This is a genomic window from Pseudomonas sp. RIT-PI-r (assembly GCF_001297015.1).
In the GTDB taxonomy this organism is placed as follows: domain Bacteria; phylum Pseudomonadota; class Gammaproteobacteria; order Pseudomonadales; family Pseudomonadaceae; genus Aquipseudomonas.
In genome coordinates this window covers 317,430-331,325 of the sequence record NZ_LIGE01000036.1, presented here as the reverse complement: position 1 = coordinate 331,325, position 13,896 = coordinate 317,430, and the positions used below count along the sequence as shown (strand labels likewise).

Sequence of the window (13,896 nt, the reverse complement as noted above, 5' to 3'; positions counted from 1 at the left end):
TTTGCCGGTATGATAGGCGCCCCCGCACGTCTGGATTGCGAATACGCCATGACCCTGCAGTACCCAACCATCGCCGATTGCGTCGGCAACACTCCGCTGGTGCGTTTGCAGCGCCTGCCCGGTGCCACCAGCAACACCCTGTTGCTCAAGCTCGAAGGGAATAACCCGGCGGGTTCGGTCAAGGACCGTCCGGCGCTGTCGATGATCACTCGCGCCGAGTTGCGCGGGCAGATCCATGCCGGCGATACGCTGATCGAAGCGACCTCGGGCAACACCGGGATCGCCCTGGCCATGGCCGCCGCGATCAAGGGTTACAAGATGATCCTGATCATGCCCGACAACTCCAGCGCCGAGCGCAAAGCGGCGATGACCGCTTATGGCGCCGAGCTGATTCTGGTCAGTCAGGAAGAAGGCATGGAAGGCGCTCGCGACCTCGCGCAGCGCATGGAGGCCGAAGGCCGTGGCAAGGTGCTCGATCAGTTCGCCAACGGCGACAATCCTGAGGCGCACTACACCACCACCGGTCCGGAAATCTGGCGTCAGACCCAGGGCTCCATCACCCATTTCGTCAGTTCGATGGGCACCACCGGCACCATCATGGGCGTTTCGCGCTACTTGAAAGAGCAGAGCGACACCGTGCAGATCGTCGGTCTGCAACCGATGGAAGGCTCGGCCATTCCCGGCATCCGCCGCTGGCCGCAAGAATACCTGCCGAAGATTTATCAGGCTGACCGTGTTGATCGCATCGTCGACATGGCGCAAAGCGAAGCCGAGGACGTCACCCGTCGTCTGGCCCGCGAAGAAGGCATCTTCTGTGGCGTGTCTTCGGGCGGTGCGGTGGCAGCGATGCTGCGCCTGTCCAAAGAACTTGAAAACGCGGTGATCGTCGCGATCATCTGCGACCGTGGCGACCGTTACCTGTCGACCGGCATTTTCGACGCACCCAACTGATGGCCAAGCACGAGAGAGGCCTGCGCTTCCAGCCCACAGGCGGCAGCAAGGCACCGCAAATCCCGACCGGCAAAAAGCAGCGCTTGAACATCGAGCGCCTGGCCAATGACGGTCGCGGTATCGCGTTTTTCGAAGGCAAAACCTGGTTCGTCCTTGGCGCCCTTGCCGGTGAAGAGGTCGAAGCGCGGGTGCTCGGCGCCCACGGCAAAGTGGTCGAGGCGCGCACCGAGCGCGTGTTCAAGGCCAGCGAACTGCGCCGCCCGGCACCGTGTCAGCATGCCGGCCGCTGCGGCGGTTGCAGCGTGCAGCATTTGCCCCACGACGAACAGCTTGCCCTGAAACAGCGCATGCTCGCCGAACAACTGTCGCGGGTTGCCGCTGTCGAACCTGAAGAGTGGGCCGCACCGCTGACCGGTCCGGAATTTGGCTATCGCCGTCGTGCCCGGATTGCCGTGCGCTGGGACATGAAAGCGAAGAACCTCGAAGTCGGTTTCCGCGCCGCCGGCAGCCAGGACATTGTCGCGATCAGCGAATGCCCGGTGCTGGTACAGCCCTTGCAACCGATCATGACCCGTTTGCCGGAGATGCTCCGTCGCTTGAGCAAACCGCAGGCGCTGGGGCATGTCGAGTTGTTCAGCGGTTCGTCGCTGGCGGTGCTGCTGCGGCATATGGCGCCCTTGTCCGAAGCGGATCTGACCATCCTCAAGGACTTCTGCGAGTTTCATGAAGCGCAATTGTGGCTGCATGGCGAAGGCGAGCCACAACCGGTCGATCGAACCCAGTCGCTGGGCTATCGCCTGGAGCAGTGGGATCTGGACCTGGCGTATCGGCCGGGGGATTTCATCCAGGTCAACGCCGGTGTCAACGAAGCCATGGTGGCGCAGGCGCTGGAATGGCTGAAACCGGGCCGCGACGAGCGCGTGCTGGATCTGTTCTGCGGCTTGGGCAACTTCGCTTTGCCGCTGGCCAAAACCGTGCGCGAAGTGGTCGCGGTGGAAGGTGTGCAGACCATGGTCGATCGCGCTGAAGCCAACGCCGCCAGTAACAATTTGCATAACACAAAGTTTTTTCAAGCCGATTTATCCCAGCCTTTGACCGATGCCCAGTGGATCGGAAACGGCTTTTCTGCGGTACTCTTGGACCCACCACGTGACGGTGCTTTCGAGGTAGTACGCAAGCTGGCGAGCCTGGGTGCCAAACGGTTGGTGTATGTGTCGTGCAATCCGGCAACGCTGGCGCGCGATACGGTCGAATTGATCAAGCAGGGCTACCGGTTAAAACGTGCCGGGATTCTCGATATGTTTCCTCAGACGGCACATGTCGAGGCCATGGCGTTATTTGAAGCGAGCCAGGATGGCTCGTCTGAATCCGTCTGACCTGTCCGCGCAGCGCTCGCATCGGCCCCGCGAGCGCAAACGGACCGTAGAGGTCAGCGATTTGACGCATTGAATCTGCGTCGTAGGGAAGGTAAAGCAAGATGGTACAGGTGAGAGCACACCAGCCGATCAACACTGACGGCAGTATCAATCTCGAGGCTTGGCTCGATCACGCGGTCAGTGTCGATCTGGCACTGGATCGCGAAGCCTTGAAAGAAGCCTGCGAGTTCGCTCGCGAGGCCGAACAACAGTCCAACGCCAAGAAGAACCTGTGGGCCGAAGGCTCCGGCAGTTTCAGTACTGGTTTGGAAATCGCCGAGATTCTCGCCGACCTCAAGCTCGATCAGGATTCGCTGGTCGCGGCGGTCCTGTATCGCGGCGTACGCGAAGGCCAGATCGAACTCGCGGCCATCGGCCAGCGCTTCGGCCCGGTGGTGGCCAAGCTGATTGACGGCGTGCAGCGCATGGCTGCGATCAGCGCCAGCCTCAGTCCGCGTCAGTCGATGGTGATGGGCACGCAAGGGCAGGTGGAAAACCTGCGCAAGATGCTCGTGGCGATGGTCGATGACGTTCGCGTTGCGTTGATCAAACTGGCCGAACGTACCTGCGCCATTCGTGCGGTGAAAACCGCTGACGACGAAAAACGTAACCGTGTCGCCCGGGAAGTGTTCGACATTTATGCGCCGCTCGCACATCGCCTCGGTATCGGTCATATCAAATGGGAGCTGGAGGACTTGTCCTTCCGTTACCTGGAGCCGGATCAATACAAACAGATCGCCAAGTTGCTCCACGAGCGACGGCTGGACCGTGAGCGTTTCATCGCCGACGTTATGACCCAGCTCAAGGACGAATTGCAGGCCACCGGCGTCGACGCCGACATCAGCGGCCGGGCCAAACACATCTATTCGATCTGGCGCAAAATGCAGCGCAAGGGTCTGGAATTCAGCCAGATCTACGACGTGCGTGCGGTGCGCGTGCTGGTGCCGGAAATGCGCGACTGCTACACCGCGCTCGGTATCGTCCACACCTTGTGGCGGCACATCCCGAAAGAATTCGACGACTACATAGCCAACCCGAAAGAGAACGGCTACCGTTCGCTGCACACCGCGGTGATCGGCCCTGAGGGTAAGGTGCTTGAGGTGCAGATTCGTACGCACTCGATGCACGAAGAAGCCGAACTCGGTGTCTGCGCGCACTGGCGCTACAAGGGCACCGACGTCAAATCCGGTTCGAATCACTACGAAGAGAAAATCTCCTGGCTGCGTCAGGTGCTCGAGTGGCACGAAGAGCTGGGCGACATCGGCGGTCTGGCGGAACAGCTGCGTGTCGATATCGAACCGGATCGGGTGTACATCTTCACCCCCGACGGCCACGCCATCGACTTGCCGAAAGGCGCAACGCCGCTGGACTTCGCCTACCGCGTGCACACCGAAATCGGTCACAACTGCCGTGGCGCGAAGATCAACGGGCGCATCGTCCCGCTCAACTACAGCCTGCAGACCGGTGAGCAGGTCGAGATCATCACCAGCAAGCACGGTACGCCGAGCCGCGACTGGCTGAACTCCAACCTCGGTTATGTCACCACCTCGCGGGCGCGGGCGAAGATCGTCCACTGGTTCAAATTGCAGGCGCGCGACCAGAACGTTGCCGCTGGTAAAACCCTGATCGAACGCGAACTGACGCGCCTCGGTCTGCCTGCGGTGGATTTCGACAAGCTGGCCGACAAGGCCAACATGAAAACTGCCGAAGACATGTTCGCCGCCCTCGGTGCCGGCGACTTGCGTCTGGCGCAATTGGTCAACCTCGCGCAGCAACTGGTCGAGCCGGAACGCGGCAACGAACAGCTGGAGCTGATCCCGCGCAAAGCCACCGGCTACAAACCGGGCAAGCGCGGCGACATTCAGATCCAGGGCGTCGGCAACCTGATGACGCAAATGGCCGGCTGCTGCCAGCCGCTGCCGGGCGATGCGATCGTCGGTTACATCACTCAGGGCCGTGGCGTGAGCATTCACCGTCAGGACTGCGCCTCGGTGCTGCAACTGGGCGGGCGTGAGCCAGAGCGGATCATTCAGGTCAGCTGGGGCCCGGTGCCGGTGCTCACCTATCCGGTGGACATCATCATTCGCGCCTACGACCGTTCCGGTCTGCTGCGTGATGTGTCGCAAGTGCTGCTCAACGAGCGGATCAACGTACTGGCGGTCAACACCCGCTCGAACAAGGAGGACAACACCGCGCTGATGTCCCTGACCATCGAGATCCCGGGTCTGGATGCGCTGGGACGATTGCTCGGGCGGATTTCGCAGTTGCCGAACATCATCGAAACGCGGCGTAACCGTACTCCGTGATGTGGTTTCTCTGTGGGAGCGAGCCTGCTCGCGAAGAGGGAGTGTCAGTCAGCATCAATGGTGACTGATACACCGCGATCGCGAGCAGGCTCACTCCTACAGGGTTTTGTGGTGAGAGATAAATGATGTACAGCCTTGAAGACCTGCTCCACCTCATGAACCGCCTGCGCGATCCGCAGTACGGTTGCCCGTGGGACATCAAGCAAACCTACGCGACCATCGTCCCGCACACCCTCGAAGAAGCCTACGAAGTGGCCGACGCCATCGAGCGCGGCGACTTCGATCATCTACAGGGTGAGTTGGGCGATCTGCTGTTCCAGGTGGTGTATTACAGCCAGTTGGCCAAGGAAGAAGGGCGCTTCGAATTTGCCGGCGTGATCGACAGCATCACCCGTAAACTGATCCGTCGTCATCCCCACGTCTTTCCCACCGGCGATCTGTACGCGCCGCTCGACGTACCGCGCTTGAGCGAGGAGCAGGTCAAGCAGCGCTGGGAAGAGATCAAAGCCGAAGAACGCGCCGAGAAGTCCGCTGCGCCCGAGCAACTGTCGCTGCTCGATGACGTGCCGGCCACACTGCCGGCGTTATCGCGTTCGGCCAAGTTGCAGAAGCGCGCAGGGCAGGTCGGTTTCGACTGGCCGGACGCCTTGCCGGTGTTCGACAAGGTGCGCGAAGAACTCGATGAAGTCCTTGAAGCGATGTCCGAAAACGATCCCGTCGCGGTGGCTGACGAGATCGGCGACCTGCTGTTTTCCGTGGTCAATCTGGCCCGGCATCTGAAGGTCGATCCGGAAACCGCGCTGCGTGGCGCCAACGGCAAGTTTGAAAGACGTTTCCGATTTATCGAACAGGCATTGCGCGACACCCACCGTCCCATAGAAGATTGCACCCTCGAAGAGTTGGACGCCCTGTGGGGCGAAGCCAAACGTCAGGAAAAGAATGCGCCCAGCTGCGGCTGAGCAACTGCCCAAGTGAGTAAGCCCGATGAGTATTTCCCTTCGCGACCAGTTGCTCAAAGCAGGTCTGGTCAACCAAAAGCAGGCCAAGCAGGTCAGCAAGGACAAGCAGAAGCAGCAACGTCTGGCGCATAAAGGCCAGATCGAACTGGACGACTCGCAGCAGCGTGCTGCCCAGGAAGCCATGGCCGAGAAGGTCAAGCGCGACCAGGAACTGAACCGTCAGCAGAAAGAGAAAGCCGAGGCCAAGGCGCGTGCGGCGCAGGTCAAGCAGTTGATCGAAGTCTCGCGTCTGCCGAAGCTGACGACCGAGGACTACTACAACTTCGTCGACGACAAGAAGGTCAAGCGCCTCTCGGTCAACACGCTGATGCGCAACAAGCTCAGCAGCGGTTCGCTGGCGATCGTCCACCATGCCGGTGGTTACGAAGTGATTCCGCGTGAAGCGGCCCTGAAGATCCAGGAGCGCGATCCGCAACGTATCGTTCAGCTCAATGTGCAGACCGAAGAGGTCAGCACCGAGGACGATCCGTACGCGGCGTATCAGATCCCTGATGATCTGATGTGGTAAACCGATAAAGCTGTAACAACGACAAACCCCGCTCATGGCGGGGTTTGTCTTTTTCAATGCTGTGGTTGAATCAGGCGGATTTCAGATCACGTTGCTGTTCTTGCACTTCCAGCTCGGCCTTATAGTTGTGGGCATCGATCTCGTTGTGGAACATGCCGACCAGCAAGTCCTGTTGATGCACATCCCAAATGCGGATACCGGCGGCTACGCCTTCGTGGGACATGTGTGAATCGTCGCGTTCAGTTACTTTTACAGTCATCTGCTAGCTCCAAATCTCAAGTTATCTGCAGCAAGGCGTGTGCAGGACTCTGTTATATGATTTGTTAGCTTGCTAAGTAAACGGCTGATTTGTGCAAGGTGTTGTTGCGTTTTTTGCAACAGTGCTGCAGCCCGCGTAATCCGCGACATTCGGTCGCAGGGCGGTAAGTTTCATGACAGAAGTTTCATTTTCAGAAGCGCCGAAACCCATTGTTGATCGTTCCCACGCTCCGCGTGGGAATGCCTCTGGGGACGCTCCGCGTCCAGTGACGCGGAGCGTCACGGGGGTTGCATTCCCACGCAGAGCGTGGGAACGATCAACAACACGGACCGGTAGTGTCCCGGCTAATTTCTGCAGGCAAAAAAAACGCCCCGAACCAGTCGGGTCGTTTTCATGTGTGGCTCAAGCGGGGGGAATTACTTGCCTTCCCAGCGCTTCAGTACCAGCGTGGCGTTGGTGCCGCCGAAGCCGAAGCTGTTGCTCATCACGGTGTTGATGGTGGCGTTTTCGCGGGTCTTGGTCAGCACCGGCAGATCGGCCACTTCAGGGTCCAGCTCGTCGATGTTGGCGGAGCCGGCAATGAAGTTGCCTTCCATCATCAGCATGCAGTAGATCGCTTCGTGAACGCCGGCAGCGCCCAGGGAGTGACCGGACAGGCTTTTGGTCGAGCTGATCGCAGGTGCCTTGTCGCCGAACACTTCACGCACACCTTTCATTTCCGCAACGTCGCCGACCGGAGTCGAGGTGCCGTGGGTGTTCAGGTAGTCGATCGGGGTATCAACGGTGGACATCGCCATCTGCATGCAGCGGATCGCGCCTTCGCCACTTGGGGCAACCATGTCGTAGCCGTCGGACGTTGCGCCGTAGCCAACGATTTCGGCGTAGATTTTCGCGCCACGGGCCAGAGCGTGTTCCAGCTCTTCAACCACGACCATGCCGCCACCGCCAGCGATGACGAAACCGTCACGGTCTTTGTCGTAGGCACGGGAAGCAAGTTCCGGGGTGTCGTTGCGCTTGCTGGACAGAGCGCCCATGGCGTCGAACAGGAACGACTGGCTCCAGTGCTCTTCTTCACCGCCACCGGCGAAGACGATGTCCTGCTTGCCCATCTGGATCTGTTCCATGGCGGTACCGATGCAGTGAGCACTGGTGGCGCAGGCAGAAGCGATGGAGTAGTTCAGGCCCTTGATCTTGAATGGCGTGGCCAGGCAAGCGGAAACCGTGCTGCTCATGGTCCGCGTGACACGGTACGGGCCAACGCGCTTCACGCCTTTCTCGCGCAGGATGTCCAGCGCTTCCATCTGGTTCAGCGTGGAAGCACCACCGGAGCCAGCCACCAGGCCGGTACGCGGGTTGGACACTTGCTCTTCGGTCAGGCCGGAGTCAGCAATGGCGTCTTTCATGGCCAGGTAGGCGTAAGCCGCTGCGTGGCCGACAAAGCGATAGATCTTGCGATCGATCAGCTCTTCAAGGTTCAGGTCAATGGAGCCGGAAACCTGGCTACGCAGACCCATTTCGGCATATTCCGGGTTGAACCGGATGCCAGGGCGGCTTGCACGCAGGTTAGCGGAGACGGTCTCTTTGTCATTGCCCAGGCACGAAACGATGCCCAGACCAGTGATAACGACGCGGCGCATGCGAATAACCCTTAGAAGTTGTCAGTGGAGGTAAACACGCCGACGCGAAGGCCTTCGGCGGTGTAGATTTCGCGACCGTCAACAGACACCGAACCGTCGGCAATGGCCAGGTTCAGCTTGCCCTTGAGGACGCGCTTGATTTGAATGTTGTAGGTGACTTTCTTGGCGGTCGGCAGGACCTGGCCGAAGAACTTCACTTCGCCCGAACCCAGCGCACGGCCGCGGCCCGGCAGGCCTTGCCAGCCCAGGAAGAAGCCGACCAGTTGCCACATGGCATCCAGGCCCAGGCAGCCCGGCATCACTGGATCACCTTCGAAGTGGCAGGCGAAGAACCACAGGTCAGGGTTGATATCCAGTTCGGCGACCAATTCACCTTTGCCGTACTTGCCGCCTTCTTCGCTGATCAGGGTGATGCGATCGACCATCAGCATGTTCGGGGCGGGCAGTTGCGCGTTACCTGGGCCGAACAGCTCACCGCGACTGCAGCGCAGCAGATCTTCCCGAGTAAAGGCGTTTTGTTTGGTCATGCGAGCTCCTCAATAATCCCATGCGGCAGGTGGGGCAAATCTTCCCGACCGTTCGACGCGTTCATGCCTCGAACCGGCAGCCTACTCATAGACTATTGCGTTGTGGTGAAAGTCACAGCACCAAGGACATGAATGTACACTTGTGCACTGAAATTTTTATTCAAGCCCCTTTTGAGGCTTGTTCGGGTGCCTAAGACTGCCGCACTTTCGCTTTTCACGCCAGTCGCAGATGGTCGAAAGGCCCACACTACGACACCCAGCGCTGCAGAATCTGCTGCAGATCATTACGTTTGAACGGCTTCGCCAGATAATCGTTCATGCCTGCCTCCAGGCAGGTTTCGCGGTCACCCTGCAACGCGTTGGCGGTCAGTGCGATGATCGGCACGTCGCTGCGTCCCGGCAGTTGGCGGATCTGTCGCGTCGCCTCATAGCCATCGATGATCGGTAAGCGGCAATCCATCAGAATCACTTCGAAATCACTTTCTTCAGCGCTGCGTACGGCCTGCGCGCCATCGACGGCGACGCTGACAGTAAAGCCCAGACTGCGCAGCATCGCTTCGATAACCGTCTGGTTCACCGGATTGTCTTCCACCAGCAAGACATTGCGCCCTTCACCCTGTCCTTTGCCGTTCAGCGCGCGCGGCGCGGCCAATGGCGGTAGCGCTTGCTTATAAAGCGCCAGCGGGATCTCCAGAGTAAAGACCGAACCGCGACCTTCCTCGCTCTGCGCGCGCAAAGTGCCGCCCATGCGTTCTGCCAGGGTGCGGGCGATTGGCAAGCCGAGGCCGGTGCCGCCATAGCGCCGCGAGATCGAACTGTCGGCCTGCTGGAAAGCGTTGAACATCAATTCCAGACTTTCGGAAGAAATGCCGATGCCGCTGTCGCGTACCGAGCAGGTGAACCACAGCAATTCGTGATCCAGCGATTGCCACTGCGCCTCGATGCTGACCCGACCCTGTTCGGTGAACTTCAGTGCGTTGCCGACCAGGTTGACCAGAATCTGCCGGATCCGCGTCGGATCGCCCTGCACCTGCAAACTGCGCATGTCGTCCGGGATCCGCAGATTCAGCGCCAGGCCGCGTTGCACCGCGCTGTGCTGGAACGACTGCGCGCAGGCACCGATCAGCTCGGTGAGGTTGAACGGTATGTGCTCCAGCTCAAGTTCTGATCGCTCGATGCGCGAGAAGTCGAGAATGTCGTTGATGACTTTCAGCAAGTGCTCGGTGGACTCCGACGCGAGGGCTGCATACTCGATCTGCTCCTCAGTCATCTCGGTGGTTTCGAGCAACTGCAGCATGCCCAGCACACCGTTCATGGGGGTGCGCAGTTCATGGCTCATCATCGCCAGGAAGTCGGATTTTGCGTTGTTGGCCTTTTCCGCTTCTTCGCGGGTCTGGATCAGTTGCGCCATGGCTTGATGCTGCTCGCGGCTGGCCTGTTCCAGCGCCTGTGCGAGGTTGTTGATGTGCTGCGACAAAGCCCCCAATTCAGTGTCGTCGACAATCGGCAACGGGGTCTTGTAGTCGCCGTCCTGAATCGCCTTGACCGCATCGCCGATGTCGCGAATCGGCTGCGACAGGCTACCGGCCAGACGCCGAGCCAGGACAAAAGTGAAGAGCAGGGCGAACAGCGCGAGAATCCCGGCCTTGAGCAGAATTTCCTGCTGACGCTGACTGAAGGCATCGTTGGACAGGCCGACGATCACGCGTCCCAGATAATCCTCGGCGGCCGCACCATTACTGACTTTGCCGTCCTGAAAGAAATCATTGTGCAGGGAGATCCGCTGCAGTCGCACCGGGGCCTGAAACACTTCGACCTGATGCGGGCGATTGTGGGTGTCAGCCGGTTGTTCGACGTACACCAGAATCCGGTTGGCGCTGTCCTGCACTTCAAGAAAACGCACATTGGGCGTAGCCAGTGTGGCTTTGAGCAGGCTCTCCAGCACTTCATTGTTGCCGGAAATCACTCCGTACTCGGTGGCAGGGGCCAGTTGGTTGGCGATCAGTTGGCCGGTGTGGTTCAGCTCCTGGCGCAAATCCTGGATGCGCACAAACGTGAAGAAGCTGATCAACAGCAAGGTCAGCAACAGCGCCGGGCCCAGGCTGATCAGCTGGGTGCGGGTGTTGATGTCCCAGCGGCGACGGAAACTCATGGGCGGCGTTCTCCTTCGGCCAGCGCTCTGGCGACAGACGCATCATTCAGCGGTTCGATACCTAATGAACGAGCCACCTGTGCATTACTTGAAACATTAAAACGTGCGGGATAGAGCGCTCGCGGCCAAGCAGCCGAGGGTTGGTCAAGCAATTGATCAAGGATTGCCAGCCAATCGTTCTGATCGCTGTAGCTGCTGGCCAGGCTGCCGGCACGGACGAAAGCGACGTTGGGTCCGACCAGCGCGACTTGCCGCGAGTAGCTGCTGAGCAACAGGTTCTTCGCGGTCTTCGGGTTGTACAGATCGGGATCGTCGAGGCCCAGCAGCACGTCGCTGTTTTTCAGCACGGCTTGCAGTGGGCGACTGTCAAGGGTGTTGTCCCAGCGCTGGCTGACGATTTGCAGATTCAGCGGTTGTGCAGCCAGATTCAGTTCTTTCAGCAAAAACTCGCTGTGTTGATCGAACAGCACGCCGACCCGCCGTGCCTGCGGCAAGATTCGCCGGATCAATTGCAGTTGCCGACTCAGTGGTGGATCGCTCCACAGCAGGCTCAGGTGTGCAGGTTCTGCGTCACCAAAACGCTGGCGCGCTTGCAAGCGGCTGATGCGCAGCACCAGCGTTGCCGGACCTTGGGGGTCTTGCAGGCGCCAATCCAGGCTTGGCAGATCGAGGAGGATCAGGCGCAGGCTGGCCGGCAGTTTGCCCGGTGCCGGGAGACTGTCCAGCGGTTGGAAACGCACGTTGTCGGTCGGGCGCAATTCGCTCAGAGCCTGAACGAACGCTTGTACGCCGGGGCTTTCCTCGGCCCCCGTGAGCAGAATGTCCGCGGCCTGGACCGCGACACCGTGCAGCCACGCAGTCAAAAACAGACAGACCCCGGCCAGCCAGTGGCCAAGGGTTGGCGTCTTCCGTGACAGGCCGTGACGCATCCTAGAACTCCAGTTCGGCGCTGAAGTACATCACCCGGCGCTCGTCGTAGTTGTTGTCGACGAAGGTAGTCGGCTCATGGTCGAGACGTTGTTGCAACACGCCGGCCAATTGCAGCTGAGCCTTGCCCAGCGGGATGCGTTTGGCGATGCGCGTGTCGACCCGTTCGAAGCGGTAGCCATTGAGCGCGTTGTCACCATAATAGAAGAGGGCGCTGTTCCAGCCGTGCCCCCAGTCGCGCAGCCAGCCGGCGGAACCGCTGTTACGCGAAGTGAATTGCTGATCGAGCGGATTGCTCGCCTCGGCATCGACAAAAGCGTAAGTGAAACGCAAGCGGTCGGCCCTGCTCACACGCCAGTCGAGCTGGGTTTCGGTACCGCGAAAACGTGAGCTGTTGGCGTTGCTGGCGATGTACTGATTGTTGCGTAATGGCTCGCTGATCATCCCGGTGATTTCGTCGTAGAACAGCTTTACGTCGAGTGCCAGACCCAGTTCGGCGAAATAGCCGTTGTAGCCCAGTTCACGCGAGCGCATGTGTTCCTGATCGAGATCGCCCGGACCGCGCGTCTTGACGAAGTAGCGCGCCGAAGACTGTCCGTAGGCCGAGGGCCGCAGGTTGTTGACCTGATAGCTCCAGTTCACATTGTTCTCGAACATGTCCGGCGAGCGGATTGCTTCCGAGTACACCGCGCGCAAGCCGTGGCGCGGATTGATCAGATAATTGACGGCAAAGCGCGGCGTCAGCGAACTGCCGATCAGTTGCGTGTCTTCGAACATCGCGCCGCCCTGCAACAACCAGTGCTCAGTGGCGCGCCATTCCAGTTGGCCGAACGCACGCCAGGTGGTGTCGTCCAGCGTGCCATTGAAATAGGTTTCGGAATCGGCGCGGTCGTAACGATAGTTCATGCCACTGACCAGACGCAGGCTGTCGGACAGGCTGAGGGTGTCCTGCAATTCGAGGTCGTAGCGCGATTCGCGGGCGCTCTGGTCGATGTCGCCGCACAAGGTCTGACTGGCGCCATTGCGCCATTGATCCAGCACCTGATTGGCCAGAGCCATTTCCTGCGGTGTGCCCGGTGCTGCGCCGGGGCCGGTGAAACGGGTGATGTTGCGCGCCAGGCGTTCGGTGTAATTGGGGTTGAGTTGCCACAGTTGCGTCAACTCGGGGCTGAATGACACCTCGGCATCGCAGGCGCGCCAGGTTTGCTGGCGATCCCAGTGTTGCGCCGAGCCTTGTATATAAAGGCTGTGTTCGGGATTGATGTCGAGGTTCCAGCGCACCGAACCGGCGTAATCCTTGGCGACTACGTCAGAATTGTTCCCGGCGGCGGTAATCCCGGAGAACACCGGCCGATAGGTGTAGGGCCGCTGGTTGGTGCCGTCTTTGGCGTTGACCTGCCAGTCGAGACTCTGGTTATCACTGAGGGTGTGGCTGACCGCGAGACTGAAACGGTTCAAGCGGCGGCTGTCACGGTAATCGGCGCCGCTGCGATCGCTGTCAAAGCCGTCATCTTCCTGACCGGACAGCGACAGGCGCAGATCGCCGCCATTCCAGCCGGTGCCCTGGCTGGCATAGAAATCATTGATGCCACGCTGGCTGCGGGTATATTTCAGACGCGTTCCATGGCTATCCGCCGGGTTGCGCGTGATGATATTGACCACCGCCATCAGCGCGTTGGCGCCATAACTGACGGTGTTCGGGCCGCGAAAGACTTCGATGCGCTCGATGTCCTCCATGGCCACGGGGATGTCACTCCAGTCCACCGTGGCCAGACCTGCGCGGTACACCGAACGGCCGTCGATCAGCACCTGCATGCGCCGTGCTTCGGTGGCATTGGTGCCGTGGTAATTGACCGCCGCCTGATTGCCGCTGATGTTGCCGACCATCATCCCAGGCACCAGGCGCAGCAGTTCGCTGATGTCACGGGCACCGCTGGCGTTGATCAATTCGCTGTCGAGTACGGTCATGCTCCCCGGCACTTCTGCCGGTGTCTGTTTCAGGCGCGTGGCCGTCAGCACCTGTGGCAGTGCCTGGTTGTCCATGAACAGGTCGTCCGCCAGCACTAGCGGGCTGAACAACAGCGCCAGCAACAGGGGCGAACGGGGAGGGCGAGGAGCGAAAAACACGACGCAGCCTTGATCGTAAAGATTTGGCGCGCATGTTAACCGAGCACCGTGACTTTTCCATTCACGTT

11 protein-coding genes are annotated in these 13,896 nt (G+C 60.0%); 5 read left to right on the top strand and 6 right to left on the bottom strand.

What is annotated here, in order from left to right:
- The first annotated feature begins 48 nt into the window (after positions 1–48).
- The 5 genes from cysM to AK821_RS21935 all read left to right on the top strand — a co-directional run bounded on the left by cysM (position 49) and on the right by AK821_RS21935 (position 6,199).
- Complete coding sequence (gene cysM, locus AK821_RS21955; RefSeq protein ID WP_064391598.1) at positions 49–951, top strand: cysteine synthase CysM; 903 nt, start codon at positions 49–51, stop codon at positions 949–951.
- Positions 951–2,327, top strand: a complete 1,377-nt coding sequence (gene rlmD / locus AK821_RS21950) for a 23S rRNA (uracil(1939)-C(5))-methyltransferase RlmD (protein ID WP_064391596.1) — start codon at positions 951–953, stop codon at positions 2,325–2,327. The genes cysM and rlmD overlap by 1 nt, the downstream gene beginning before the upstream one ends.
- A gap of 101 nt (positions 2,328–2,428) precedes the next feature.
- Positions 2,429–4,672, top strand: coding sequence for a GTP diphosphokinase (gene relA, locus AK821_RS21945; protein ID WP_064391594.1), 2,244 nt, complete (start codon positions 2,429–2,431; stop codon positions 4,670–4,672).
- Between the two features lie 125 nt (positions 4,673–4,797).
- Positions 4,798–5,631 (top strand): nucleoside triphosphate pyrophosphohydrolase, encoded by an 834-nt coding sequence (gene mazG / locus AK821_RS21940; RefSeq protein WP_064391686.1) that lies wholly within the window; start codon positions 4,798–4,800, stop codon positions 5,629–5,631.
- A 25-nt stretch (positions 5,632–5,656) separates the two neighbouring features.
- Positions 5,657–6,199, top strand: a complete 543-nt coding sequence (locus tag AK821_RS21935; RefSeq protein ID WP_064391592.1) for a DUF2058 domain-containing protein — start codon at positions 5,657–5,659, stop codon at positions 6,197–6,199.
- A gap of 70 nt (positions 6,200–6,269) precedes the next feature.
- Here the strand turns inward: AK821_RS21935 and AK821_RS21930 are convergent, their stop codons facing one another.
- From AK821_RS21930 to AK821_RS21905, 6 genes are all read right to left on the bottom strand, one after another.
- Positions 6,270–6,458 carry a hypothetical protein gene (locus AK821_RS21930; RefSeq protein WP_007917473.1) on the bottom strand — a complete coding sequence of 63 codons (189 nt, stop codon included), beginning with the start codon at positions 6,456–6,458 and terminating at the stop codon, positions 6,270–6,272.
- Between the two features lie 416 nt (positions 6,459–6,874).
- Positions 6,875–8,095, bottom strand: coding sequence for a beta-ketoacyl-ACP synthase I (fabB, locus tag AK821_RS21925; protein WP_053122750.1), 1,221 nt, complete (start codon positions 8,093–8,095; stop codon positions 6,875–6,877).
- An 11-nt stretch (positions 8,096–8,106) separates the two neighbouring features.
- The gene (gene fabA / locus AK821_RS21920; protein WP_064391590.1) at positions 8,107–8,622 is read right to left on the bottom strand and encodes a 3-hydroxyacyl-[acyl-carrier-protein] dehydratase FabA; all 516 of its coding nucleotides are present in this window, start codon (positions 8,620–8,622) and stop codon (positions 8,107–8,109) included.
- 247 nt (positions 8,623–8,869) lie between these two features.
- Complete coding sequence (locus AK821_RS21915; RefSeq protein WP_064391588.1) at positions 8,870–10,774, bottom strand: response regulator; 1,905 nt, start codon at positions 10,772–10,774, stop codon at positions 8,870–8,872.
- Positions 10,771–11,703 (bottom strand): ABC transporter substrate-binding protein, encoded by a 933-nt coding sequence (locus AK821_RS21910; RefSeq protein WP_064391585.1) that lies wholly within the window; start codon positions 11,701–11,703, stop codon positions 10,771–10,773. Before AK821_RS21910 ends, AK821_RS21915 begins: the two co-directional genes overlap by 4 nt.
- A gap of 1 nt (position 11,704) precedes the next feature.
- Positions 11,705–13,828, bottom strand: a complete 2,124-nt coding sequence (locus AK821_RS21905; protein ID WP_064391583.1) for a TonB-dependent receptor plug domain-containing protein — start codon at positions 13,826–13,828, stop codon at positions 11,705–11,707.
- Positions 13,829–13,896 lie beyond the last annotated feature (68 nt).

Bases quoted from the DNA above. Each gene is read 5' to 3' on its own strand.
- fabA (WP_064391590.1), bottom strand. From the start codon at position 8,622: ATGACCAAACAAAACGCCTTTACTCGGGAAGATCTGCTGCGCTGCAGT.
- AK821_RS21915 (WP_064391588.1), bottom strand. From the start codon at position 10,774: ATGAGTTTCCGTCGCCGCTGGGACATCAACACCCGCACCCAGCTGATC.
- AK821_RS21910 (WP_064391585.1), bottom strand. From the start codon at position 11,703: ATGCGTCACGGCCTGTCACGGAAGACGCCAACCCTTGGCCACTGGCTG.
- AK821_RS21930 (WP_007917473.1), bottom strand. From the start codon at position 6,458: ATGACTGTAAAAGTAACTGAACGCGACGATTCACACATGTCCCACGAA.
- fabB (WP_053122750.1), bottom strand. From the start codon at position 8,095: ATGCGCCGCGTCGTTATCACTGGTCTGGGCATCGTTTCGTGCCTGGGC.
- cysM (WP_064391598.1), top strand. From the start codon at position 49: ATGACCCTGCAGTACCCAACCATCGCCGATTGCGTCGGCAACACTCCG.
- rlmD (WP_064391596.1), top strand. From the start codon at position 951: ATGGCCAAGCACGAGAGAGGCCTGCGCTTCCAGCCCACAGGCGGCAGC.
- relA (WP_064391594.1), top strand. From the start codon at position 2,429: ATGGTACAGGTGAGAGCACACCAGCCGATCAACACTGACGGCAGTATC.
- mazG (WP_064391686.1), top strand. From the start codon at position 4,798: ATGTACAGCCTTGAAGACCTGCTCCACCTCATGAACCGCCTGCGCGAT.
- AK821_RS21935 (WP_064391592.1), top strand. From the start codon at position 5,657: ATGAGTATTTCCCTTCGCGACCAGTTGCTCAAAGCAGGTCTGGTCAAC.